Source organism: Allobosea sp. CS1GBMeth4, assembly GCF_900185715.1.
In the GTDB taxonomy this organism is placed as follows: domain Bacteria; phylum Pseudomonadota; class Alphaproteobacteria; order Rhizobiales; family Beijerinckiaceae; genus Allobosea.
Genome location: NZ_FYAS01000016.1, coordinates 253,785 through 277,171, shown reverse-complemented (window position 1 = coordinate 277,171; position 23,387 = coordinate 253,785). Strand labels below are relative to the sequence as shown.

Here is a 23,387-nt window from a genome sequence, read left to right as displayed (position 1 = left end):
GCCGCGATCGCAGCAGCGCCGCCAACCAGGTCGATTCCATGTCCGAGAAGATCCCCGTCACGGTGCTCACCGGCTATCTGGGCGCCGGCAAGACCACGCTCCTCAACCGCATCCTCACCGAGGACCACGGCAAGAAGTTCGCCGTGATCGTCAACGAGTTCGGCGAGACCGGCATCGACGGCGACCTCGTGGTCGGCGCCGACGAGGAAGTGTTCGAGATGAACAATGGCTGCATCTGCTGCACCGTGCGCGGCGATCTGATCCGCATCCTCGACGGGCTGATGAAGCGCAAGGGCAAGTTCGACGCGATCATCGTCGAGACCACCGGCCTCGCCGATCCGGCGCCGGTGGCGCAGACCTTCTTCGTCGACCAGGATGTCGGCGACGCGACCAAGCTCGACGCGGTGGTGACGGTGACCGACGCGAAGTGGCTGAAGGACCGGCTGAAGGATGCGCCGGAGGCGAAGAACCAGATCGCCTTCGCCGACGTGATCATCCTGAACAAGACCGACCTCGTCACGCCCGAGGAACTGACCGAGGTCGAGGCGGCGATCCGCGCGATCAACCCCTATGCCAAGCTGCACAAGACGACGCGCTGCGACCTGCCGGTCGAGAGCCTGCTCGACCGCAACGCCTTCGATCTCGACCGCATCCTCGACATCGAGCCGGACTTCCTCGAGTCCGGCCACCATCACCATCATTCCGAGGATGTCCGCTCGATCTCGCTGACCGTGCCCGGCGATGTCGACCCGGAGAAGTTCATGCCGTGGATCAACGATGTCAGCCAGGCCCAGGGGCCGAACATCCTGCGCTCGAAGGGCATCCTCGCCTTCAAGGGCGAGCCGCGCCGCTTCGTCTTCCAGGGCGTGCACATGATCCTCGACGGCGACCTGCAGCGCGACTGGAAGGCGGGCGAGAAGCGCGAATCCCGGCTCGTCTTCATCGGCCGCGATCTCGACGAGGCCGCCCTGCGCGAGGGGTTCACGGCCTGCGCGGCTTGAACGCCTCCATCATTCCGGGCAGGCCGCAGGCCTGAGCCCGGAGCTCATGAACACCAGGCTTTGCGGGTGCGAGCGAAGAACGATCGAGCTCGTGCTGTTCGGCGGTGGTGTTCATGGATTGCCGGCACATCGCCTCGCGATGCCCCGGAAAGACGCGGTCGCCTCCGCTCGGGTTCTTTGCTAGATCGACCACCATGGATTCCATCACCAAGCCGGTCTCGCTGCGCGAGCATGTCGTCCCCATCGAACCCGGCGAGCATGTCGTCGGCGCCGTCTGGCTGAAGCAGACGCTGGCGCTCGCGCTCGCCGACGGGCGGGTGCTGCGCTGGCGCGACGGCGAAGCCGCCAGCGTCGCGGCGCATGGCGGCGGGCTGCTCTGCGTCGCCTCGGACGGTACGCGCCTGATCAGCGGCGGCGACGACGGCCGTGTGGTCGCCACGGCAGGCGATGGCGAGCCGGAGGAGCTGGCGCGCGATCCGAAGCGGCGCTGGATCGACGCCGTCGCGGTGTCCGCTTCCGGCAGCATCGCCTGGAACAGCGGCCGCGATGTCCAGGCCCGCGACGACAAGGGCAAGGTGAGGTCGCTCGAGGTCGCCTCGACGCCGCAGGGGCTCGCCTTCGCGCCGAAGGGCTATCGCCTCGCGGTCGCGCAGATGAACGGCGTGCTGCTCTGGTATCCCAATACCGAGGCCAGGCCCGACTTTCTGGAATGGAAGGGTTCGCATCTCGACGTGACCTGGTCGCCGGACGGGCGCTTCGTCGTCACCTCGATGCAGGAGAACGCGCTGCATGGCTGGCGCCTCGGCGAGAAGCCGAGCCATATGCGGATGACCGGCTATCCCGCCAAGCCGCGCTCGCTGTCCTGGTCGCATGACGGGCTCTGGCTCGCTTCCAGCGGGGCGGATGCCGCGATCGTCTGGCCCTTCCAGGGCGAGGGGCCGACCGGCAAGGCGCCGCGCGAATGCGGGGCGCGCCACGCCAAGGTCACGCGGGTCGCCTTCCATCCCAAGGCGCTGGTGCTCGCCGTCGGCTACGATGACGGCTGCATCCTGCTGGTTCGCCTGACCGACGCCTCCGAGCTCCTGGTGCGGCCGGCGCAGCGCGGCAGCGGCATCACCGCCTTCGCCTGGGACAAGCTCGGCAAGCGCCTCGCCTTCGGCACCGAGGACGGCGCGGCCGGCGTGCTGACCCTTCCGGCCGGCTGAAGGCGGCGATGCGCTTCGGCCTGTTCGGCAGGGGCAAGCGCGAGGCCGCCGGGCCCGATGCCTCGGCGCAGGTCAAGCGCCAGGTCCGCGACCTGCTCGGCCTGCCGGACAATGCCGTGGTCGCCGTCAACGAGATCCTCTGCGCCGATCCCGCCTGCCCGGGCACCGAGACGGTGATCCTGGTGATGAAGCCCGGCGAGAAGACCAGGGCCTTCAAGGTCCAGGCGGGACTGGCGGAGCTGACCCCGGAGGCGCTGGCACAGGCGCTGTCGGCGGCGGGCTAACCCCCGTGCAGGCCACCGCCATGATATGTCAGCAGGTGGCGGGGACGTGCCTTAACCTTTCGCCACGGCATGGCTAGCGTCCCGCCATGGCGATGCGACCGCGAAACATCCTGAAGCTCGACAAGGCGAAGGCGCGCCGGATCTGGCTCGAGGCCCAGAGGCTCGACAGGCGCGAGCCCTTCGGCTCGGGCGCCGAAGCGACGGCCGCCGCGGTCGCCCATCTCGGCTATGTGCAGATCGACACGATCAACGTGGTCGAACGCTGCCACCACCATATCCTCTACAGCCGGATTCCCGATTATCGCCGCGACGATCTCGCGCAGGCGCAATCGCAGGACAAGTCGGTGTTCGAATACTGGACCCATGCGCTGTCCTATGTGCCGACCTCCGACTTCCGCTACTTCCTGCCGGCGATGAAGGCGCACCGCGCCGAGCCGAAGCGCTGGGCCGCGGTCGGCAGCCGCGAGGAGACGCGCAAGCTGCTGCGCCGGATCCGCAAGGACGGCGCGCTCACCATCCGCGACATCGACACCGACGTGCTGGTCGAGAAGACGCATCTGTGGGCGAGCAAGAAGCCGTCCAAGGGTCTGCTCGAACGCGCCTTCTACGATGGCGAGCTCGCGATCTCGGCCCGCTCCGGCATGCTCAAGACCTATGAGCTGATCGACCGGCATTTCGGCTGGGAGAAGGCCCCGACGCCGGCGTCGGAGCGCCAGGTCGCCGTCTACAAGCTCGACCGCGCCCTGCGTGCGCAGGGTGTCGTCAGCCTGGATTCCGTCTGCCATCTCGACGCGCCCAGCAAGAAGGCGGTCGCCGAGTTGATCGCTGGACGGGTGAGGCGCAAGGAACTTGTGCCGGTCACGATCGAGGGGGCCGAGAAGGTGCCGCACTGGGCGACGCCGGAGGTCCTGGAATCGGCGGCATCGCCCGGGGACGAGCTCGTCCACATCCTCTCGCCCTTCGATCCGCTGATCATCCAGCGCAAGCGGCTGAGGCTGTTCTTCGGCTATGACCACCTGTTCGAGGCCTATCTGCCGAAGGAAAAGCGCGTCTTCGGCTATTTCGGCCTGCCGGTGCTGGCGGGCGAGCGCATCGTCGCCATCGCCGATCTCAAGACCGACCGGGCGGAGCGCAAGCTTTTGGTGCAGCAATGGACCTGGCTGGAGCCCGAGCCGTCTGCCGAGCTGAAGCGGCAGGTCGACGAGGAGATGCAGCGCTTCGAACGGTTCCAGCTGGGCTGAGCAGCTAGTTCGGCCGCGGCCAGCGGAAATCGTCGGCCCGCCCCGGCCGCGGTTCGGGCGCGATGCCCTGGCCGAAGATGCGCTCGAGCTGGGCCGCGACCTCGCCCCGGCCGCGCGCCTCCTGGATCGAGGCGATCAGTGCGCCGCCGCCGCTGCCGGGAAGCGAACCGGTGAGGGGCAGGATCGGGCCGGCGAGCGGCCTCGGCGGGGCGACCGGGACGAGCGGCAGCTCGGCCGGCGCGCCGCTGACCATGCGCTCGATCAGGCGCTCGACGTCGCCGGGTTGCGGTGCCGGTCCAGGCGTGCCGCCCGCCTCGGCGGGGGCCGGCAGCGCGATGACGTTCTGAGTCGGGGTCTGTTCCAGGATGCGGCGGATGACGACGTCGACGAAATGCGCGGCCTTGCGCGCGCCGGCCCTGGTGAAGTGCACGCCGTCGCCGAGCCGGAGCTTGGCGATCTGGCCGTTCACGTCCGGGCCCGTCGCGGTGTAGCGGTTCTCACCGTCGACATAGGCGCCCCAGAGGTCGACGAACTGACCGCCGGCCGCTTCCGTGCCCTTGCGGAAGAGATCGTTCAGCGTGATCAGATCGGCGGAGAGCCGCGGATTCTGCATCGGCGGCGCGCCGACCCAGATCAGCGGCACGCGCCTTTCGCCGAAGGTGGCGGCGACGGCATCGATCCGCGCCCTGTAGAGCTGGAGCCAGCGCTCGCTCAGCGGCTCGTGCGTGATCTCGCCCTCGCGGATCACCTGACGGTCGTTCGGTCCGAGCATGACGACGCCGACGACCACCTTGGCATCGGCCGCCAGGAGCTCCCCGGCCGCTTTGGGCCAGTCGTAGAAGTCGCTGCGCACCAGGCCGCTATCGGCCTTCGCCTTGCTCTGCACCGCGACGTCGGCGCGATCGCCCAGGCTGTCCTCCAGCCCTTCGGCGATCTGCCCGGCCAGCGTGTCGCCGATGACGAGGACATGGTGGTTGACGTCGACCTTGGGGATGACCGGATCGTCGCGGACGACGACCCGGGCCGGCGCCCGGCGCTGGGCCGGCGCGACTCGCTGGCGCTGCTGCGGCCGCGGCTGTGCCGCCGGCCGCTCCGGGATCTGCCAGAACAGGTTGAACAGGCTGCGCCCCTGCGGCGGCGCCGAGGGGATCCGGCCCGGCGGTACCGGGTTCTGCGCGACCGAGACCGGCCCGCCGGTCGCAAGCACGAGCAGGGTCGAGGCCAGAACCATGAAGAGCGAACGCGCGCGCATCGTGCTCTCGATCGGCGCCGGTCAGGAGGCGCCGCCGGCCAATATAGTCGCGATCGCCCGTTTCGTCAGCGTGGCGCCTTCATCCGCGCCAGCAGGGCCGGCGTCGGATAGCCGTCGGCAAGCATGCCGACGCGCAGCTGGTATTGCCTGACCGCCTCGCGCGTGCCGGTGCCGATGCGCCCGTCGGCGTCGTGACTGTAGAGCCCGAGGCCCTTGAGCCGGCGCTGGACGTCGGTGATCCCGGCCTTGTCGAGGCGCGGCGCCTTCAGCGGCCATTCGCCCTGCAAAGCGGGTCGGCCCATGATGCGGTCGCCGAGATGGCCGACCGCGAGCGCATAGGCGTCCGAGGAGTTGTACTTCTTGATCACGTCGAAATTCGCGGTGAGCAGCAGGGCCGGGCCGGTATGGCCGGCCGGATAGAACAGCCGCGCCTCGCCGGAGGAGGGCAGCGCGCCGCCATCGGCGCGACGCACTCCGGCGGAGCGGAAGGCCGAGAAGCCGGCGCGATAAAGGTTGTGGTCGAAGCCTTCCGGCACCACGACCTCGATCCCCCAGGGCAGGCCGGGGATCCAGCCATAGCCCTTGAGATAGTTGGCGGTCGAGGCGATGGCGTCGCTGGTCGAGGTCCAGATGTCGGCATGGCCGTCGCCGGTCTGGTCGACGGCGTATTTCAGATAGCTCGACGGCATGAACTGGGTGTGGCCCATCGCGCCGGCCCAAGAGCCGCGCAATTCGCCGCGCTCGACATAGCCCTTCTCGATCAGTTCGAGCGCGGTCAGCAGTTCGTCGCGGAAGAAGTCGCCGCGATAGCGGATGTTCGCCAGTGTCGCGAGCGAGCGGATCACGTCCTTGTCGCCCTTGAACGAGCCGTAATTGGTCTCCATTCCCCAGATGCCGAGGATGATCTCCCGGGGCACGCCGTAGCGGGACTCGGCCTGGGCCAGCACGCCGGCATGGGCCTCGAGCATCTCGCGGCCGCGCGAGATGCGGGCGCCGCCGACCGCGCTGTTGAGATAGCTCCAGATCGGCGCGACGAATTCGGACTGCTTGCGCGTCAGCGCCACGATCGAGGGATCGGGCGTCAGGCCCTGGAAGGCGAGGTCGAAGGTCCGGCGCGAGATGCCGCGCGCCTGCGCCTGCGGCCAGAGGGTGCGCAGGAAGCCGTCGAAGCCGGGTGCGGCCGGGCGCGCTTCGGGCTTGGCTGCCTGCGCCCGCGCCGGATTGATCGAGCCCGTCGTCTGCGCGAGCGCCGGCCCGAGGCCGAGCGCCACGGCGAAGGCGAGAACGGTTAAGGGGCGCATGGCTGCTCCTCTGGCTCGGGCGCTGGTTGCGTCCACCACAGCGCCCGAACGAGGTTAACCATGGGTTAACGGCGTGCCAAATCCGGGCGCCGCAAACCCGAAGGGTCAGCTCGCATTGCGCTTGCGCAGGCTTTCCTCCCAGGCCAGCGCCTGGGTGACGATCTCGGTCAGATCGTCATGTTCCGGCCGCCAGCCGAGCTCGGCGCGGATGCGGTCGGCCTTGGCGACGAGCGAGGCGGGGTCGCCGGCGCGGCGCGGCGACAACCGCACCGGGAAATCGACGCCCGAGACCTCCTTCACCACCTCGACCACCTCCTTGACCGAATAACCGCGGCCATAGCCGCAGTTCAGGGTCAGGCTGCCTCCGCCGGCCCGGAGATGGTCGAGCGCCGCCAGATGGGCGCGGGCGAGGTCCGTGACGTGGATGTAGTCGCGGATGCAGGTGCCGTCCGGCGTCGCATAGTCGGTGCCGAATATGTCAAGTCCGGCGCGCTGGCCGAGCGCCGCCTGGCTCGCGACCTTGATCAGATGGGTGGCGTTGGCGCTGGACTGGCCCGAGCGCCCCTTGGGGTCGGCTCCGGCGACGTTGAAATAGCGCAGCGCCACATAGCTCAGGCCATGGGCGCGGGCGACGTCGCCGAGCATCCATTCGCTCATCAGCTTGGAGCGGCCATAGGGATTGATCGGGTTGAGGGCGATCTCTTCCGGCACCGGCGAGACCGGCGGCTCGCCGTAGACGGCGGCGGTCGAGGAGAAGATCACGCGCTCGACGCCGCCACGCACGGCGCTTTCCAGCAGGGCGCGCGTCTTGACGGTGTTGTTGTGGTAGTAGCCGAGCGGATCGGACACCGAGTCCGGCACCACGATCTTCGCGGCGAAATGCGCGATCTCGCTGATGCCGTGCTGGGCGATGGTGCGCTCGACCAGCGCCTGGTCGCCCATGTCGCCCTGAACGAAGGTCGCCTCCTGCGGCACCGCCCACCAGAAGCCGGTCGAGAGATCGTCGAGCACGACCACCGTCTCGCCTCGGTCGAGCAGCTCGAGGACCATGTGGCTGCCGATGTAGCCGGCACCGCCTGAAACCAGAATCGCCATCTTCGTCTCCTCGTCACGCTGTCGGCATAGAACGGAATCACGACAGTTCGAACCAGCCTGACACGCTTCCCGCCCGGCCGGCTCCGGCCGCGCGATCAGAAGTCGCGCAGCAAGCCCCTGGAGCATGTTCTTGTCGCAAACGTGGTTTCCATTTTTGCGGACCATGCTAGCGACGAGGCATGGCTAATCTCCGGCTTCGCCGTAGTGAAGCCATGCAAGAATGACGGCGAGCCCGGCAAGCCGGACGGAGGCGGAAAGCGTTGACGTCTCGGCAAGGCGCGGCTGGTATCGAGAACCGACCGGCCCGGCTTTCGCCAGAATCGCGGGCCAGCCTTCGAACGGCCGGCGTGAACGGGGCGAAGCCGGCTCCTCCCGAAAGCCCTCCGACCTCAGCAGGCGTGCGCCGAAGGCGCGCGAGATGGACGCGCATGATCAAGAAAATCCGCAAGGCGGTCTTTCCCGTCGCTGGTCTCGGCACCCGTTTCCTGCCCGCCACCAAGGCGATTCCGAAGGAGATGCTGACGATCGTCGACCGGCCGGTGGTGCAGCACGTGGTCGACGAGGCGCGCGCCGCCGGGATCGAGCATTTCGTCTTCGTCACCGGCCGGAACAAGGGCGTGATCGAGGACCATTTCGACATTGCCTACGAGCTCGACGACACGCTGGCGAAGCGCGGCAAGACCAAGGAGCTGGAGGCGCTCAAGCACGACCTGCCCGCCGCCGGCACGGCGAGCTTCACCCGCCAGCAGGCTCCGCTCGGCCTCGGCCACGCCGTCTGGTGCGCGCGCGACATCGTCGGCGACGAACCCTTCGCGCTGCTGCTGCCCGACATGCTGCATCATGGCGGCAAGGGCTGCCTCGCCGAGATGATCGCGGCCTATGAGGAGCATGGCGGCAACCATATCGCCGTCGCCCCCGTGCCCGACGACCAGACCCATCAATACGGCATCGTCGGCGTCGCCGACGCCAGGGCCAAGGTCTCGCAGATCCACAGCATGGTCGAGAAGCCGCCCAAGGGCACGGCGCCGTCGAACCTGCACATCACCGGCCGCTACATCCTGCAGCCGACGATCTTCGACCTGCTCGCCAGGCAGGAGAAGGGCGCGGGCGGCGAGATCCAGCTCACGGATTCGATGATCGCGCTGTCCCGGCAGGAGAAGTTCTTCGCGGTGCGCTTCGACGGCGACATCTACGACACCGGCTCGAAGATCGGCTTCCTCGCCGCCAATATCGCCTATGCGCTGGAGCGCGGCGATCTCGGCCCGCAATTGCGCGGCGAGATCGAGCGGCTGCTGGAACGATAAGGCCGCGCCGAGCCCTCAGAACTGCACCCGCAGCCCCACCTGCGCGACGTTCGCGGTGTAGTCCGAGCCGGGATTGGTCGAGTTCAGGCGCTCATGGGTGAAGCTGGCGCGGACCGAGAAGGTCCGGGTCAGCTTGTATTCCAGCCGTGCGCCGATGGTCGACAGGTCCTCGCGCAGGTCCTGGCCCTCATAGTCGGTGCGGCCATAGCTGGCGAAGCCGGTGACGGTGAGGTTGCGGCGCAGCGCGTGCGCCACTTCAAGATTGACGCGCCGTGCCGTGGTGCCGCTGGAGCCGGCGATGGTGGTGTCGCCGAGCTCGGAGGTGCCGCGCAGCGTCACCGTGGTCAGCGGGGTCGGCGTCCACAGGATGGCGGCATCGCCGACCATGCCGCGCAGGTTCTTCAGCCTGCCATCCTCGTATTTGCGGTCCTGATAGCCGACCGAGACCTCGCCGGAGAGCAGGCGGCTGATCTCGAAGCTGGAGCCCAGACGGGCGGTGTAGCCGTCGGAGGACCGCATATAGCCGCTGGAATCGACCTTCTGGTCGAATTGGCGGGTGTCGATCTCGCCCTGGATGAACGGCTTGAAGCCGGGCGTGACCTCGTAGGCGGCGCGCAGGCGCAGGCCGTATTGCGTCTGGTTGCGGTCGGCCTGGCTGAGCTTCTGGCCGTTGCTCAGTTCGGCGTCCTCGTAGTCCTGGCGGTCGACCGCGCCGCGCAGGGTGAGCTGCAGCCGGTTGAAATCATGGGTGACGCCGGCCGCGCCGCCATAGGCCCAGGTGATCGGCCGGCCCTGGACGGCGGCGGTCAGGTCCGGCGAACCCGGGCGCTGCGTGTCGAGGCGCAGGCGCGATTCGAGCAGGATGCGGGTGTCGCGCGTCGCGTCGAGGCGCAGCGACATGTTGCCCTCGGCATCCGGCCGGGAGGCGGTCTCGTCGCGGTAGTAGCGGCTGTAGCCGCCGCGCAGCAGGCCGGTGAGCTCGTGGACGTTCCAGTCGGACTGGATCCCGAGCTCGCCCTCCGCCCGGCTGAACAGGGAGCCCTTGACCTGGCCGGCCGTGCGCGAGGGATTGCTGTCATAGCCGCCGAAGCCGGTGATGGCCGGGCGCAGCACGACGTTGCCGACGCGCAGGCCGAGCGGCGCGTAAGGATCGTCCTCCGGCGGCCGGCGCCGGCGCGGCTGGGGCGACGGCGGAAGCTCCGGCGGCAGATTGGATACCACCGGTTGCGGCGCATGGAACTGGCGCTGGGTGACGCCGCGCAGGCGCGGGGACTGGACCGGCTGGCTGGCGCGCGGCGGCTGGGCGCGCGAGATCGCGCTGGAACGGCCCCGAGGCGGGGCGATCGGTTCACCTGCGGCGTCCGGCAAGGCCGAGGCGGCGCCTGCGGGCTGATTCTGCCTCTGCGCGACATAATCGGGCGTGCCGGTCCGCAAGGCCGGGGGGCGCGAGCGCGCCATGTCCGCTGCTTGCGTCTGCGCCGCAGCCTGCCCGGACCAGGACGTCAGCCCGGCGACGCCGCAGCAGCCTGCGACGCCGGCCAGCCAGCAGATCTGGGCGAAACGGGACACGGGGCGGACGCTGCTCCGGCGCGGCAAAGGCTCTCGCGCGCCGGGAAAGCGCGCATGGTTAACGGACTTAGAACGAAGAGGGTTAATGCCGCGTCAACGCCGCCGCGCCGGTGGTCAGGCGGGCGTCCGCCATGCTAGAGCCGCGCTCCATGACCGCGACCATCAGCGCCTCCGCCCTCCGCACCCTCGCCACCGAACGCGCCGGGCTCGACGCCCTGCACGAGGCGATCGGCAACGGCCTCGCCGAACCCTTCGCCGTCGCCGTCGAGATGATCCGCGCCGCCAGCGGCCGCGTCATCGTCACCGGCATGGGCAAGTCCGGCCATGTCGGCCGCAAGATCGCGGCGACGCTGGCCTCGACCGGAACGCCGGCGCATTTCGTCCATCCGGCCGAGGCGAGCCATGGCGACCTCGGCATGGTGCAGCCCGAGGACGTCGTCGTCGCCCTCTCCTGGTCGGGCGAGGCGGTCGAGCTCTCGGCGATCGTCGGCTACCCCCGCCGCTTTCGCGTCGGGCTGATCGCGATCACCGCCAATCGCGACAGCGCGCTCGGCCGCGAGGCCGACATCGCGCTGGTGCTGCCGAAGGCGCAGGAGGCCTGCCCGAACGGGTTGGCACCGACGACCTCGACGACGATGCAGATGGCGCTCGGCGACGCGCTCGCGGTCGCGTTACTCGAGGCGCGCGGCTTCTCGCGCCAGGACTTCTACGTCTACCATCCCGGCGGCAAGCTGGGTGCGCAGCTCAAGACGGTCGCGACCATCATGCATGCCGGCGAGCGCCTGCCGATCGTCGGCGAGACCGCGGCGATGGCCGATGTCGTCGCGATGATCACCGCCAAGGGCTTCGGCTGCGCCATCGTCATCGATGCGGACGGCAGGCTCGCCGGAATCGTCACGGACGGCGATCTGCGCCGCAAGCTCGGCGCCGGCTGGGGCGGGCGCCTGGCGCGCGACGTGATGACCAGGGAACCGCGCCGGATCGCGCCGGACGCGCTCACGGCCGAGGCGCTGGAGACGGTCAACCGGCTGCGCGTCACCGCGCTGATCGTCGCCGATGCGGACGACAAGCCGGTCGGCCTCGTCCATGTCCACGACCTGCTGGCGCTGGGCGTCGCCTAGATTCGCAGCGTGCTCTAGGCTTCGCGCAGCACCTTGCGCAAGGCCTTGCCGGCGCCGTCCATGAAGGCTCGGACCTTCGCGGCATGGCGCAGGTCCGGATGGGTCAGCAGCCAGACCTGAGAGCGCAGCGCCGCGATCGGCGGGCTGATCCGGGCGAGGCCGAAGACGGGATCGTCGCCGAGATAGCTCGGCAGCAAGGCATAGGCACCGCTCCGCGCTGCCAGGGCCGCCGCCAGCATGGCGTCGACGGTGGCGATGCGATTCTGCGCCGGCACGGTCTCCGCCAGCCAGCGCGCCGCCGGCGCCTGCGCGATCGCGCCGCCATAGACGATCCAGCCCGCCGAGGCGGTGAGCATCGCAACGGGTGCCGGCAGGGCGCGGGACGCCCGGGTGTAGACCGCATAGTCGAAGGCGCCGAGCCGGCTGCCGACCAGAGCCTCACCCGGCGCGCGTGTCGGGCGGATGGCGACGTCCGCTTCGTTGCGGCCGAGATCGGCCATGGCATTGGCGATGCCGACGCGCAGGTCGAGGCCGGGATGGGTGCGCCCGAAGGCAGCGATCACGGGCATGGCCAGCGCCTGCAACGTATCCGTCGTGGTGATCGAGAGCGTGCCGGAGAGCCGGTCGTCCTGGCCGGCGACATGCCGGTTCAGGGTGTCCAGCCGATTCGCGACGTCGCGCGCCGCCGCCACGATCGCCTCGGCGCGCTCCGCGGGGACGAGCCGTCCGTCCCGTCGCTCGAAGAGCGGGCCGCCGATCCGGCGCTCGAGCGCCTCCAGCCGCCGGTAGATCGTGGCGGCATGGGTCTGGAGAACCTCCGCCGCGCGCTTCATCCTGCCGCCTTCGGCAATGGCGAGAACGAGGGCGAGATCGTCATGCGTGAGCATGACTTCGCATTGATGCGAAACCGGTTCGCACTGCAAGCCTTTCCTGTTGCACCGGCGCAATCCAAATCGGACCCGGGCCGCACCTGCCGATGCTGCCGCCGCCGGAGACCGACCGATGCCGAAACTGCTCTTCATCCAGGCCTCGCCGAGGCCGAACGATTCCGTCTCGCTCGCCGCCGCGAGCGGCTTTCTGTCGCGCCTGCGCGACAAGCTGCCGGCCCTGGCGGTCGACAGCCTCGATCTCTGGCGAACCGAGCTGCCGGAATTCGACGGCGCCGCATTGGCGGCGAAATACGCCCGGCTCGCCGGCCGCGATCTGGAGCCGCACGAGGCCGCCGCGTGGCGGACGATCGAGGCGATGGTCGCCCGCCTCGACGCGGCCGATCTCGTCCTGATCGCGACGCCGATGTGGAACTTCGGCATCCCCTACAAGCTCAAGCACTGGATCGACCTGGTGACGCAGCCCGGGCTCGCCTTCAGCTTCGACCCGATGCGGGGCTATTCGCCGCTCCTGCGCGCGCGGCCGACGCTGGCGATCGTCGCCAGCGCCGGCGACTACAGCGAGGGACCGAGCTGGGGCCGCCCGGACCTGGCGACGCCCTATCTCGAGGCGGCGCTGCGCTTCATCGGCCTCGGCGAGATCACGGTCGTCGGACAGGGGCCGACCATGGGGCCGCAGAATGCGATCGCCACGGCGCGGGAGCGGACGCAGGAGAGGCTGGCCGCGCTCGCCGACACGTTCGCGGCCCGGCTCGCCGGATCGGCCGGTGGCTTCGCGAGGGCGTCATGACGACGGGCTGGGCCTGGATCATGCTGATCCTGTCGGGCGCCGTCGACGTCGCCTGGGCGTTCGCGATGAAGAAGGCGGACGGGTTCCGCGACCCGCCCTGGGCGCTGGCCTCGGCCGTCCTGCTCGTGGTCTTCGTCGTCCTGCTGGTCAAGGCGCTCGACGTGCTGCCGCTGGGCACCGCCTATGCGGTCTGGACCGGGATCGGCGCGGCCGGCTCCGTCCTGGTCGGCATCCTCGTCTTCGGCGAGCCGGCGACGGCGATGCGGCTGACCTGCATCGCGCTCGTGCTCGCCGGGATCATCGGGCTGAAGACGGCCGGGTGACGCTCACCCGCGCTCGTAGAGCAGCCGCGCCCGGATCGTGCCGTCGAGGGCACGGATCTCCTCGATGATCTCGCGCGCGACCTCGCCGACCGGATCGGCCTCCATCACGACATAGCCGATCTCGCCATCCGTCTGGAAATTCTGGGCGGCGATGTTGAGGTTGCGGCTGGCGAAGACGTCGTTGAGGCGGCGCAGCATGCCGGGCGCGTTGCGCTGGACCTGGATGAAGCGGGTGCCGGCGGGGCGCGCCGGCAACTGCACCTGCGGGAAATTCACCGCGCCGACGGTCGAACCGACATCGGAATAGTCGACCAGCTTGCGCGCCACCTCGGCGCCGATGCGCTCCTGCGCCTCCTCCGTCGAGCCGCCGATATGCGGGGTCAGGATGACGTTGGGCAGGCCCTGGAGCGGGGTGATGAAGCGCTCGCTGTTCGAGGCCGGCTCCTTCGGGAAGACGTCGACCGCTGCGCCGGCGAGATGGCCGCTCTTCAGGGCCTCGGCGAGGGCATCGAGATCGACCACCGTGCCGCGCGAATTGTTGATGAGATAGGCGCCCTTCCGCATCGCGGCGATCTCGGCCTTGCCGATCATGCCGTGCGTGGCGGGCGTCTCCGGAACGTGCAGCGAGACGACGTCGCTGTTCGCGAGCAGGGTGTTCAGGCTGTCGACCGGCTCGGTGTTGCCGTGGCGCAGGCGATCGGTGTGATCGTAAAAGATCACGCGCATGCCCATCGCCTCGGCGATGTTGGAGAGCTGGCTGCCGATATTGCCGTAGCCGACGATGCCGAGCACCTTGCCGCGCACCTCGAAGGAGCCGTTGGCCGATTTGTCCCAGCCGCCCTCATGGGCCGAGCGCGAGCGGTCGGGGATCCGGCGCAGCAGCATGACGATCTCGCCGATGGTCAGCTCGGCGACGCTGCGGGTGTTGGAGAAGGGGGCGTTGAAGACCGGAATGCCGCGCAGGCGCGCCGCATCGAGATCGACCTGGTTGGTGCCGACCGAGAAGCAGCCGACGGCGAAGAGGCGCTTGGCGGCGGCGAAGACGGGCTCGGTCAGCTGGGTGCGCGAGCGGATGCCGAGGATGTGCGTCTTCTCGATCGCCGCGACGAGCTGAGCCTCGTCGAGCGCTTTCGGCAGGCGGGTCAGGTTGGTGTAGCCGGCCTGCTGCAGCGCGGCCACGGCGGAATCGTTGATGCCCTCGAGCAGGAGGACGCGGAGACGGTCCTTCGGGAAGGAGAGCCGGTCGGTGGGGAGATTCATGGTGCGCTCGATGGTCGACGATGCGCCGCTCGCCCGGTCGGGCGGGAGGGCGCGGAGCGCCCGCTATAGACCTGTCGTCGCAGCGCACAACCGCAAAGTTGTCGCGCCCCGCCGCGCTATCGTGCCGAAAGATGCTGCTGCGGCAGCAGGAAGGGCTGGCCGGCCGGCGGCAGGCGGCTGAAGGAGAGCGAGACCCGGAAGACGCCGCGCAGGAGATCGTCGTCGAGGATCGTCGACGGCTCGCCCTGGGCGACGATCGCGCCCTCGTGCATCACCACCAGCCGGTCGGCATAGGTCACGGCGAGGTTGAGATCGTGCAGCACGATCAGCACCGCCGCTCCGTCGGCGGCAATGGCGCGGGCGGCATCGAGCAGCGAGAGCTGGTGGCAGAGGTCGAGACTGGCGATCGGCTCGTCGAGGAAGAGGATCTGGCGCTCGGCGAAGCTGCGGCCGGCCTCGAGCTGGCAGAGCGCCCTGGCGAACTGCACGCGCTGCTGTTCGCCGCCGGAGAGGGTCTGGTACTGGCGCCCGGCGAGGCCGACGACCCCCGCGGTCTCGAGCGCCCGCGCGACGATCTCACCCTTGCGGGCGCGCGGCTGCGCGCGGCCGACGCCTTCGAGCCCGAGGCGCGCGACCTCGTAGACGCTGAAGGGGAAGGCGAGGCGCTGGTTCTGGACCATCACGGCGCGGCGGCAGGCGAGCTCCCAGGCGGGAATCCGCGCCAGGGCGGCGCCATCCATGCGGACAATGCCCCGCGAGGGCGAAAGCTCGCCGGTCAGCAGCCTGAGCAGGGTCGACTTGCCGGCGCCGTTGGGGCCGACCACGATCGTGGTCGTGCCCTGCTCCAGCGCGAGCGAGGCGCCGCGGACCAAAGTGCCGCCACGCACCGAGAACGACAGGTCTGCCGCTTCGAGGATCGCCATGCTCAGAGCTCCGCGATCCGGCCGCGGCGCAGCAGCAGCCAGAGGAAGAAGGGCGCGCCGATGAAGGCGGTGACGATGCCGATCGGCAGCTCGGCCGGGACGACGACGAGGCGGGCGACGATGTCGGCGCCGGCCAGCAAGGCTGCCCCGCCGAGCGCCGAGAGCGGCAGCAGCAGGCGGTGATCGGGGCCGACCGAGAGGCGGATCAGATGCGGCACGACGATGCCGACGAAGCCGATCACGCCCGCCGAGGCGACGCTGGCGCCGACCGCGAGCGCGACGAGCAGGATCGCGAGCGCCTTGATGCGCTGGACCGGCACGCCGAGATGATAGGCCTCGGCCTCGCCGAGCATCAGCGCATTGAGGCCGCGGGCCAGGAGCGGCACGGCAAGCAGCAGCGGCAGCACGATCGGCGCCACCGCCGAGAGCTTGGTCCAGCTCGCGCCGCCGAGGCTGCCGAGCGACCAGAAGGTGAGATCGCGCAACTGCCGGTCGTCGGAGACGAAGGCGAGCAGGCCGGTGAGGGCGCCGGCGAGCGCACCGAGCGCGACGCCGGCGAGCAGCATGGTCGCGACCGAAGTACGGCCCTGGCGGGTCGCGATCAGATAGAGCGCCAGCGTCGAGACGAGCCCACCGAAGAAGGCGCCGAAGGGCAGCACCGCGAAAGGCAGCTTCGTCGCGAAGCCCGAGAGGAGGCGGTCGCCGAGCACGATCGTCGCGGCGGCGGCGAGACCGGCGCCGGCGGAGACGCCGACCAGGCCGGGGTCGGCGAGCGGGTTGCGGAACAGGCCCTGCATCAGCGCGCCGGAGATGGCGAGCGCGGCCCCGACCAGAGCGCCGAGCAGGAGGCGCGGCATGCGGATGTTGAGCACGACCAGCGCCTCGCGGCTGTCGAGCAGATCTGCCGCCCCGAAGCCGAGCTTCGCCAGCAGGATCTCCGCGACGCGGCCTGGCGCGATCGCGAAGGCGCCGGCACCGAGCGAGAGCAGCATCAGCAGCAGGCAGAGGCCGAGCAGGGCCGCCGCGGCCATGAGCCCCTTGCGTCGGCGGCCGGCGGCGAGACCGGCCAGCGCGGCGGTGCTCGCGCTCGGCGCCTGCTTCATGGCGAGAGTCATCTGGCGGCGGAGAGCTGGGCGACCCCGGCCTCGGGATAGAGCTCGGCCATCAGGTCGCGCGCCGCGTTCGGCGTGCGCGGGCCGAAGCCGAGGAGATAGAGGCCGTCCATGCGGATCAGCGCTCCCCGCTTCGCCGCCGGCGTCTGCGAGAAGGCAGGCATGGCGAAGAGCTCGTCCGGCCCGGCATTGTGGGCGCTGGAATGGCGCATCATCAGCACGACGTCGGGAGCCGCGGTGATGATCGCTTCGTCGGTCATCGGCTTGAAGCCCTCGACTGCGCTCGCGGCATTGACGCCGCCGGCAAGGGCGATGATCGCGTCGGCCGTCGTGTTCCTGCCGCCGACCATGGTGCGTCCGTTCTGCAGGGACAGCACGAAGAGGACGCGCTTGTGCCCGGGCAGGCCGGCGCGCAGCCGCTCCAGCTCGTCGAAGCGGCCCTTCACCGTCGCGGCCAGCCGCTGCGCCGGCTCGGCGGCGCCGGCGGCCTTGCCGATCGCGGCGATCTTCGCGACGACGGCCTCCGGTGTCAGCGCCTCCGGGATCATCGTGATCGGCGTGCCCGCCTCCTTGATCAGGGCGAGCGCGTCGGGCGGGCCGGCGCCTTCCACGGCGACGACCTGCGAGGGCTTGAGCGAGAGCACGCCCTCGGCCGAGAGCGCCCGGAGATAGCCGACATTCGGCTTGTCCCTCAGCGCCTCGGGGGGCCATTGGCTGGTCGTGTCGACGGCGACGATGCGGTCCTGCCGGCCGAGGGCGTAGAGCACCTCGGTGACGACGCCGCCGGCGGCGACGATGCGCTCCGCGCCCTGGGCCCGGGCGGTGGCGACGAGGCCGCCAAACCGCTCCGGCACCCCGATCAGGCCCGCTGCCGCCAGGCAGGACAGCAGCGCCGCGGCGGTGATCTCCCGGCCGAGGCGCCTGGCCGCGAGACCGGCGGGCAAGGACGGCGCGAGCGTTTGCAGAATGCCCATGGTCGGCCCTCGTAGAGTGAGACGAGCGTGCTGTACGTGGGTCGACGCCCAGCATACCTCGTAGTCATTCCAAAGTATTGGCTCAGTTTGAAATCATTCAAAACAATGATCATCAAGCCGTTGTTGACGGTGATATGCGGCTTTACTATTGAGGGTCAAGAGCGGCGCGAGTCGCGATCACGCACACCGGACCTGCCGAGGATTCTCCCATGTTCATCGCCATGAACCGCTTCAAGGTCGTCAAGGGTGAGGAGGAGGCTTTCGAGACGATCTGGTCTTCGCGCAAGACCCGCCTCGACGAGATGAAGGGTTTCATCGCCTTCCATCTGCTCAAGGGGCCGGAGAGAGACGATCACACGCTCTACTCCTCGCATACGAGCTGGGCCTCGAAGGAGGACTTCACCGCCTGGACCAAATCGGAGCAGTTCCGCGACTCGCATCGCAATGCCGGGCAGCCGCGGCCGAAGCCGCTCTATCTCGGCCATCCCGAATTCGAGGGTTTCGAGACGATCCTGACCGAGCGCAATCCGCATCTGCCGCGGCAGGCGGCCGAGTGAGGGCGTGAGCACCATGTCGCTCGCCGAAGCGCCGCTGCCGGCCGTGTCCGCCGAAGCCATGGAGAAGGTCCGGGCGGCGCTCGCCGCCAAGCCGGACGGGGTGATCGAGGCGCTCGCCCGCGAGCACGGCGTCCCGACGCTCGCCGTGCTGGAAGCGACCCCCGCGGAGCAGCGCCGCTTCATCGCGGCCGAGCGCTTCGAAGCACTCTGGCGCGAGCTCGCCGGCTGGGGCACGGTGCTCTTCATCGTGCACACGCCCGACATCGTGCTCGAATGCGAGGGGGCGCTGCCGGTCGGCTCCTTCGGCCATGGCTACTACAACATCCATGGCGACAGCCCGATCGGCGGTCACATCAAGGCCGGCAACTGCACGGCGATCTATCTGGTCGACCGCCAGTTCCACGGCCGCCGCTCCTGCTCGGTCCAGTTCTTCAACGGCGCGGGCGAGGCGATGTTCAAGGTCTTCGTCCGCCGCGACGCGGAGCGCGAGCTCCTCCCCGACCAGGTGGCCCGCTTCGAGGCCCTGAAGCGCGACTTCGCCTGAGCACAGCCCGGTCGGGCCTGCCGAGAGGACGCAGGAGGCTCCGCTCGCCACGGCGATCCTTCCCCACGGGCAGGGGCGTAAGGCCGCAGTCTAATCCCTGACGGATGACGTCAATCGCCACTTTTCCGCCATAAGCCGGACGATACCGATGCGGATCGGCGACACCATGGATGGTCAGGGATTTACCAGTCGTTAACCATAAGCGGCGCAGCCTCCTGCCTGCGGAGCGATGTGACGTGATCGATCCGCTCGATCGCGCCGGGATTCCGACAGGTGAGCGCCGTGGCCGGCCGGCAGGCGCAGACGACCTGACCGAGCTTCCGGCTGAGGGCGCGGATATGGCGGCGCAGCTTGCCTTGACCAGGGTCGGCCTGACCAAGGACCTGATCGGCCTGACGCAGGCAGCGACCGGACCGCGGTCGGTGCTGTCGTCGCTCGCCAGGCGCGCCGGCCTGCGCGCCGGGGTGATGCTGGCGCTGCGCTTCCTGCAGGCGCGTTTCCTCTCGGTCTGGGGCCTGCTGCTGGCGGCGACGCTCTGTCCGCCCAAGGTCTTCGCCGATTTCGCGATCTTCGCGGCGCTGGCGAATTTCGTCTCGATCGCGGCGCTGCTGCGCTTCGAGGCCGTTTTCTTCCAGAACAGCGACCGGCTGCGCCTCGGACGGGCCTTCCGGCTCGCGCTCGCCGCGGGCACCGTGGTCCTGAGCACGATGGCGGTGGCGATCCTGTTCGCGGCGGCGCAAGGCTGGCTGCTGCGCGGCTTCGGCGCGCTGTTCCTGATCTCTCTGGCGAGCCGGGCGGCGATCCGGCTGATCCTGGCGGAAGCGACGGCCGAGGGCGACCTGGCCACGATCGGCAACAGCAACATCGTCCAGGCGCTGGTCCAGCCCGGCATGATGATCCTGCTGATCTGGCCGCTCGGGCCGACCGCACTGGCCCTGTTCGCGGCCGACGCCTTCGGCCATGCCGTCGCCGCGGGCTATGTGGCCTGGCGCCGGCGGCGTTCGTTGCTGCCGCTGATGCATCCTTCGCGCTGGTCCCGGGCCGAGCTGATCGAATCGGGCTGGGAATGGCGGAGCGCGCCGACCTATCTGCTGCCGTCGGCGCTGCTCTCCTTCGGCTTCTCGGTGGCGCCGCTGCTGGCGTTGCCGATGGCGACCAATGCGGTGCTGGCGGCGCATGTGGCGCTGGCGACGCGCTTGCTCGAAATGCCGACGCAGATGTTCGGCGCGGTCACGATCCCGCTGGTGATGAGCGATCTGCGCAAGCAGCAGGGCCGCGACCGCCAGAGGCGGGCGCGCCTTCTGACGCTGGGCATGGTCGCGGTCGTGGCGACGCTGTTCCTGGCCATCGCCGTCGTCGCGATGGGCGCCGACGAGATCGTCCTCGACGGCACCAAATGGGGCGGCCTCGGCGAGGTGATGGCGATCATGGCGCTGTTCTACGGCTGCAGCGCACTGGTGGGGCCATTGCAGGAAATGGGCGCGCTCGCGTCGCGCCCGCGCAGCCAGATGACGGCGAATGCGCTGGCGCTGGCGGCGGCGGCGCTGGTGATCTGGGGTTTCGGCAGCCTGTCCCCGGCCCTTCTCGCAGCGATCGGACTGGTCTCGCTGGCCCGGGTCCTGCTCCATCTGCGCCTGACCTGGACCGGGATCGGCACGGAGCGGCCCGCCCTGGGCTAGGGCCGGATCCGATCAGATTGGATCAATCTGATCGGTGAATCCGTCTCTCACTTTTAGCTTGGAGACCGTTTTTCCGATCAGCTTGCACCGCAAGCTGATCGGAACGGGCTCCAGCTATTCGCGCCGGATCAGCCGGTCGGCGAGCAGCGAGGAGAAGAAGCCGGGCTTGAAGTCGCGCTCGAGCCGTTCGGGATCGTAATCCCTCGCGACCCAGTCGAGGAAGGGCGTGCCCTTGCTGGCGCCCTCGCGGGCATAGGCCTCGAAGAAGGCGTCGAGGATGCCGGTCTTGGCGAAGCGGAAATGGCCGTAGCGCAGCGAGAGCTCGGACACCGCCTCGGCGAGCGGCCGCTTCTCGTGCACCAGGAGATAGAGCGCGGCGAAGAAGCCGGCCCGGTCGGCGCCGGATTTGCAGTGCACCAGCGCCGGCGTCCGCAGCCCGTCGAAGAAGGCCGGCGCGGCGAGGATGGTGTCGCGCTCGGGCGCGCCGCGCGAGCGCAGCACGAACTCGACCAGGGCGATGCCATGGCGCTCGCACGCCTCCTTCTGCAGCGGCCAAGCGCCGTGCTCGCGGCCGCCGCGCAGGTTGACGATGGTCTTGACGCCCTGGCGGGCGAACCAGGCGATGTCGGTCGGGGCCGGCTGGGCGGCACGCCAGAGCTGCGGCGTGACGCGATGGGCGTTGAGATAGGCGAGGCGGAAGATGCCGTGGTCGACCAGCAGCATGTTCGCCCAGGCGCGGGCGCGGTCGAGCCGCCCGCGCAGCGGGCGGTCCCAGCGCGCGATCCGCGCCAGGCGCCTTGCATAGCGGTCTTCCGGCCGCCGCCAGCGGTTCAGCATGGAATCGCACCTGTCATGCCGGCCCGATAGCAGCGGCGCCGGCACGGCGCAAATCGGTAACCCCTTCCGACTAAAAGCCGGGCTTGGCCTTTGCGCTGCGAACGCGCATAAGGCCGCCTAAGTTTCGTCATCGACAGGTCAGATACATGCGGCTCGACGCCATCGCCATCGGCAAGAATCCCCCGGAAGAGGTCAACGTCGTGATCGAGGTCGCGATCGGCGGCGAACCGATCAAATACGAGATGGACAAGGCGGCCGGCACGCTGTTCGTCGATCGCTTCCTCTATACGCCGATGCGCTATCCCGGGAATTACGGCTTCATCCCGCACACCCTGTCGGAAGATGGCGATCCTTGCGACGTTCTCGTCGCCAATACCCGTCCGCTGGTGCCGGGCGCCTATATCGCGGTCAGGCCGATCGGCGTGATGATGATGGAGGACGAGGGCGGCGGCGACGAGAAGATCATCGCGGTGCCGGTCCCGAAGCTGACCAAGCGCTACGAGAACGTGAAGAACTATACCGACCTGCCGCAGATCACGCTCGACCAGATCCAGCATTTCTTCGAGCACTACAAGGATCTGGAGCCCGGCAAATGGGTGAAGTTCGCCGGCTGGGGCGATGCCGCCAAGGCGAAGCAGCTGATCGTCGAGGCGATCGAGCGGGCGAAGACGGCGAAGGGCTGACGTTCAGCGCTCGTCATGCCCGGGCGCAGACCGGGCTTCCCTGTCAGGAGATTCTCGGGCCTGCGCTGCGCTCCGCCCGAGAATGACGGGAAGCCTCAGCCCTCGTATTTCTCCAGGAAGGCCTCGACCGGCAGCGCCCGGAAGTCGTCGAGCGCGGCGCGCAGCTGCGCATGCTCCCAATCCCACCAGGCGAGCGCCTGCAGCCGCGCGGCGATTCCCTCCGGGAAACGCCGGCGGACGATGCGGGCCGGGTTGCCGGCGACGATGGTGTAGTCGGGCACGTCCTTGGTGACGACCGCGCCGCCGGCGACCACGGCGCCGGTGCCGACATTCCGGCCGGCGAGCACGATGGCGCCGTGGCCGATCCAGACATCGTGACCGATCGTCACCGGCGTCGAGCGGCGCCAGTCGAAGAAGGCGGCCTCGTCCTGCGCGTCGTCGAAATAGGCGCTGGCGCGGTAGGTGAAGTGCGACTGGCTCGCCCGCTGCATCGGATGGTTGCCGGGATTGATGCGGGTATGCGCCGCGATCGAGCAGAACTTGCCGATGGTCGTGTAGATGACGTCGGAATCGTTCACGACATAGGAATAGTCGCCGAGCCTCGATTCCGCGAAGGAGGTGCGGGCGCCGATCTCGGTATAGCGGCCGAGCACGGCGTCGCGGACCCTGGCGGTCGGATCGATCACGGGGTCCAGCCCGAGCTTCTTGCCTGCCATGACGGGCTTCCTTGGACGATGAATCAGCCGAACGGGATGGTGTCGAGCAGCACGAAGCGGCTGCTGCGGCTCGCCTGCCTGAAGATGGCGACGCGGTCGATCAGCGCCGGGCCGGGCGGCACCGCCTGCGCGTAAGCCTCGGCCAGCGCCGTCCTGACCGGGGCGACCTCCCTGTCCGGCAGAGAGCCGGTCAGGGTCATGTGGAAGCGGAAGGCGTCGCCGACATAAGGGTAGCCATAGGCTTCGAGATAGGCCCGCTGCGCCGGCGTCAGCGGGCTCTGCAGGCGTCGCGCCAGATCGGCCTGGGAGAGCGGGGCGCGGAACGGCTCGAAGGCCTGGACGATGTCGAAGGCGAAGCGCTGCAATTCGTCGCTGGGCTCGGACGGGGTGAGGGCGACGAAGCGGCCGAGCGCGTTGACGGCGAGCCCGGCGAGCCGGACCGGCGGACGCCCGGCGACATAGTTGCGGGCGAAGGCGCGCAGCGCCCCCTCGCTCCGGCCATGGGCGAGCTCGAACGGCGCCTTCAGCGTGGCGTGGAAGCCGTAGCGGCGCGGCTCGGCGGTCGCCTCCGGCCAGCCGAGCCCTTCGCAGCCCGGCGGGATCGCGAACGCGACATCCGCGCCGGCGGCGGCGTCATAGCCCAGCGTCGCGCTGCCGAAACGCCAGAGGGCGCTGTCGGCGGCGGGGGCGTAGTAGAGCGCGTAGCGCGGCGCGGATCCGGTCATGCTG

The 23,387-nt window shown here is 69.6% G+C and carries 25 protein-coding genes; 12 read left to right on the top strand and 13 right to left on the bottom strand.

Translation table 11 applies throughout. The features are described 5' to 3' along the window. Positions 1-38: 38 nt before the first annotated feature. Positions 39-1,001: a GTP-binding protein gene (locus CS1GBM4_RS10145; RefSeq protein ID WP_186418580.1), complete on the top strand. Its 963-nt coding sequence runs from the start codon at positions 39-41 to the stop codon at positions 999-1,001. Here CS1GBM4_RS10145 and CS1GBM4_RS10140 read toward each other — a convergent pair. Further along, entirely contained in the window at positions 982-1,212 is a 231-nt protein-coding gene (locus CS1GBM4_RS10140; RefSeq protein ID WP_186418579.1) for a hypothetical protein, read from the bottom strand. The genes CS1GBM4_RS10145 and CS1GBM4_RS10140 overlap by 20 nt on opposite strands. Between CS1GBM4_RS10140 and CS1GBM4_RS10135 the strand changes: the two genes are divergently transcribed. From CS1GBM4_RS10135 to CS1GBM4_RS10125, 3 genes are all read left to right on the top strand, one after another. Next, a complete protein-coding gene (locus CS1GBM4_RS10135; protein WP_186418578.1) occupies positions 1,196-2,206 on the top strand; it encodes a WD40 repeat domain-containing protein in 1,011 nt (336 codons plus the stop codon). The genes CS1GBM4_RS10140 and CS1GBM4_RS10135 overlap by 17 nt on opposite strands. A gap of 8 nt (positions 2,207-2,214) precedes the next feature. Continuing rightward, the gene (locus CS1GBM4_RS10130) at positions 2,215-2,490 is read left to right on the top strand and encodes a hypothetical protein (RefSeq protein ID WP_186418577.1); all 276 of its coding nucleotides are present in this window, start codon (positions 2,215-2,217) and stop codon (positions 2,488-2,490) included. Between the two features lie 86 nt (positions 2,491-2,576). After that, positions 2,577-3,731, top strand: a complete 1,155-nt coding sequence (locus CS1GBM4_RS10125; RefSeq protein WP_186418576.1) for a crosslink repair DNA glycosylase YcaQ family protein — start codon at positions 2,577-2,579, stop codon at positions 3,729-3,731. 4 nt (positions 3,732-3,735) lie between these two features. On the opposite strand, the gene CS1GBM4_RS10120 is transcribed toward CS1GBM4_RS10125, so the two are convergent. The 3 genes from CS1GBM4_RS10120 to galE form a co-directional block, all read right to left on the bottom strand. Continuing rightward, positions 3,736-4,983: an SGNH family hydrolase gene (locus CS1GBM4_RS10120; protein ID WP_186418575.1), complete on the bottom strand. Its 1,248-nt coding sequence runs from the start codon at positions 4,981-4,983 to the stop codon at positions 3,736-3,738. Positions 4,984-5,048: 65 nt separating this feature from the next. Further along, entirely contained in the window at positions 5,049-6,284 is a 1,236-nt protein-coding gene (locus CS1GBM4_RS10115; RefSeq protein WP_186418574.1) for a lytic murein transglycosylase, read from the bottom strand. A gap of 105 nt (positions 6,285-6,389) precedes the next feature. Beyond that, positions 6,390-7,379: a UDP-glucose 4-epimerase GalE gene (gene galE, locus CS1GBM4_RS10110; protein WP_186418573.1), complete on the bottom strand. Its 990-nt coding sequence runs from the start codon at positions 7,377-7,379 to the stop codon at positions 6,390-6,392. Positions 7,380-7,807: 428 nt separating this feature from the next. On the opposite strand from galE, the gene galU reads away from it, so the two are divergent. Next, positions 7,808-8,683: a UTP--glucose-1-phosphate uridylyltransferase GalU gene (gene galU, locus CS1GBM4_RS10105; protein ID WP_186418572.1), complete on the top strand. Its 876-nt coding sequence runs from the start codon at positions 7,808-7,810 to the stop codon at positions 8,681-8,683. A 15-nt stretch (positions 8,684-8,698) separates the two neighbouring features. Here galU and CS1GBM4_RS10100 read toward each other — a convergent pair whose 3' ends face one another. Beyond that, positions 8,699-10,252 (bottom strand): outer membrane beta-barrel protein, encoded by a 1,554-nt coding sequence (locus CS1GBM4_RS10100; RefSeq protein WP_186418571.1) that lies wholly within the window; start codon positions 10,250-10,252, stop codon positions 8,699-8,701. A gap of 149 nt (positions 10,253-10,401) precedes the next feature. Between CS1GBM4_RS10100 and CS1GBM4_RS10095 the strand changes: the two genes are divergently transcribed. Then, positions 10,402-11,373, top strand: a complete 972-nt coding sequence (locus CS1GBM4_RS10095) for a KpsF/GutQ family sugar-phosphate isomerase (RefSeq protein ID WP_210201562.1) — start codon at positions 10,402-10,404, stop codon at positions 11,371-11,373. A 14-nt stretch (positions 11,374-11,387) separates the two neighbouring features. Here the strand turns inward: CS1GBM4_RS10095 and CS1GBM4_RS10090 are convergent, their stop codons facing one another. After that, positions 11,388-12,260, bottom strand: a complete 873-nt coding sequence (locus CS1GBM4_RS10090; protein WP_186418569.1) for a LysR family transcriptional regulator — start codon at positions 12,258-12,260, stop codon at positions 11,388-11,390. A gap of 115 nt (positions 12,261-12,375) precedes the next feature. Between CS1GBM4_RS10090 and CS1GBM4_RS10085 the strand changes: the two genes are divergently transcribed. Beyond that, a complete protein-coding gene (locus CS1GBM4_RS10085; RefSeq protein ID WP_186418568.1) occupies positions 12,376-13,050 on the top strand; it encodes an NAD(P)H-dependent oxidoreductase in 675 nt (224 codons plus the stop codon). Further along, positions 13,047-13,373 carry a multidrug efflux SMR transporter gene (locus tag CS1GBM4_RS10080; RefSeq protein ID WP_186418567.1) on the top strand — a complete coding sequence of 109 codons (327 nt, stop codon included), beginning with the start codon at positions 13,047-13,049 and terminating at the stop codon, positions 13,371-13,373. Before CS1GBM4_RS10085 ends, CS1GBM4_RS10080 begins: the two co-directional genes overlap by 4 nt. A 3-nt stretch (positions 13,374-13,376) precedes the next feature. Here CS1GBM4_RS10080 and serA read toward each other — a convergent pair whose 3' ends face one another. From serA to CS1GBM4_RS10060, 4 genes are all read right to left on the bottom strand, one after another. Continuing rightward, positions 13,377-14,633, bottom strand: coding sequence for a phosphoglycerate dehydrogenase (gene serA, locus CS1GBM4_RS10075; protein WP_186418566.1), 1,257 nt, complete (start codon positions 14,631-14,633; stop codon positions 13,377-13,379). A gap of 116 nt (positions 14,634-14,749) precedes the next feature. Further along, the gene (locus CS1GBM4_RS10070) at positions 14,750-15,556 is read right to left on the bottom strand and encodes a heme ABC transporter ATP-binding protein (RefSeq protein WP_186418565.1); all 807 of its coding nucleotides are present in this window, start codon (positions 15,554-15,556) and stop codon (positions 14,750-14,752) included. 2 nt (positions 15,557-15,558) lie between these two features. After that, positions 15,559-16,587: an iron chelate uptake ABC transporter family permease subunit gene (locus CS1GBM4_RS10065; RefSeq protein WP_244607162.1), complete on the bottom strand. Its 1,029-nt coding sequence runs from the start codon at positions 16,585-16,587 to the stop codon at positions 15,559-15,561. Between the two features lie 80 nt (positions 16,588-16,667). Then, positions 16,668-17,642, bottom strand: coding sequence for an ABC transporter substrate-binding protein (locus tag CS1GBM4_RS10060; RefSeq protein ID WP_186418563.1), 975 nt, complete (start codon positions 17,640-17,642; stop codon positions 16,668-16,670). Positions 17,643-17,851: 209 nt separating this feature from the next. On the opposite strand from CS1GBM4_RS10060, the gene CS1GBM4_RS10055 reads away from it, so the two are divergent. The 3 genes from CS1GBM4_RS10055 to CS1GBM4_RS10045 all read left to right on the top strand — a co-directional run bounded on the left by CS1GBM4_RS10055 (position 17,852) and on the right by CS1GBM4_RS10045 (position 20,422). After that, a complete protein-coding gene (locus CS1GBM4_RS10055; RefSeq protein ID WP_186418562.1) occupies positions 17,852-18,199 on the top strand; it encodes an antibiotic biosynthesis monooxygenase in 348 nt (115 codons plus the stop codon). Between the two features lie 13 nt (positions 18,200-18,212). Next, positions 18,213-18,743, top strand: coding sequence for a heme utilization cystosolic carrier protein HutX (hutX, locus tag CS1GBM4_RS10050; protein WP_244607161.1), 531 nt, complete (start codon positions 18,213-18,215; stop codon positions 18,741-18,743). Positions 18,744-19,081: 338 nt separating this feature from the next. Then, complete coding sequence (locus CS1GBM4_RS10045) at positions 19,082-20,422, top strand: hypothetical protein (RefSeq protein WP_186418561.1); 1,341 nt, start codon at positions 19,082-19,084, stop codon at positions 20,420-20,422. Between the two features lie 114 nt (positions 20,423-20,536). Here the strand turns inward: CS1GBM4_RS10045 and CS1GBM4_RS10040 are convergent, their stop codons facing one another. Further along, positions 20,537-21,259 carry a sulfur transferase domain-containing protein gene (locus tag CS1GBM4_RS10040; protein ID WP_186418560.1) on the bottom strand — a complete coding sequence of 241 codons (723 nt, stop codon included), beginning with the start codon at positions 21,257-21,259 and terminating at the stop codon, positions 20,537-20,539. Positions 21,260-21,405: 146 nt separating this feature from the next. Here CS1GBM4_RS10040 and ppa point away from each other — a divergent pair, with 146 nt between their 5' ends. After that, positions 21,406-21,942, top strand: a complete 537-nt coding sequence (ppa, locus tag CS1GBM4_RS10035; RefSeq protein WP_186418559.1) for an inorganic diphosphatase — start codon at positions 21,406-21,408, stop codon at positions 21,940-21,942. A 95-nt stretch (positions 21,943-22,037) separates the two neighbouring features. Here ppa and CS1GBM4_RS10030 read toward each other — a convergent pair whose 3' ends face one another. Beyond that, positions 22,038-22,658 (bottom strand): chloramphenicol acetyltransferase, encoded by a 621-nt coding sequence (locus CS1GBM4_RS10030; RefSeq protein WP_186418558.1) that lies wholly within the window; start codon positions 22,656-22,658, stop codon positions 22,038-22,040. Positions 22,659-22,681: 23 nt separating this feature from the next. Beyond that, positions 22,682-23,383 carry a DUF1045 domain-containing protein gene (locus tag CS1GBM4_RS10025; protein WP_186418557.1) on the bottom strand — a complete coding sequence of 234 codons (702 nt, stop codon included), beginning with the start codon at positions 23,381-23,383 and terminating at the stop codon, positions 22,682-22,684. Between the last annotated feature and the right edge of the window lie 4 nt (positions 23,384-23,387).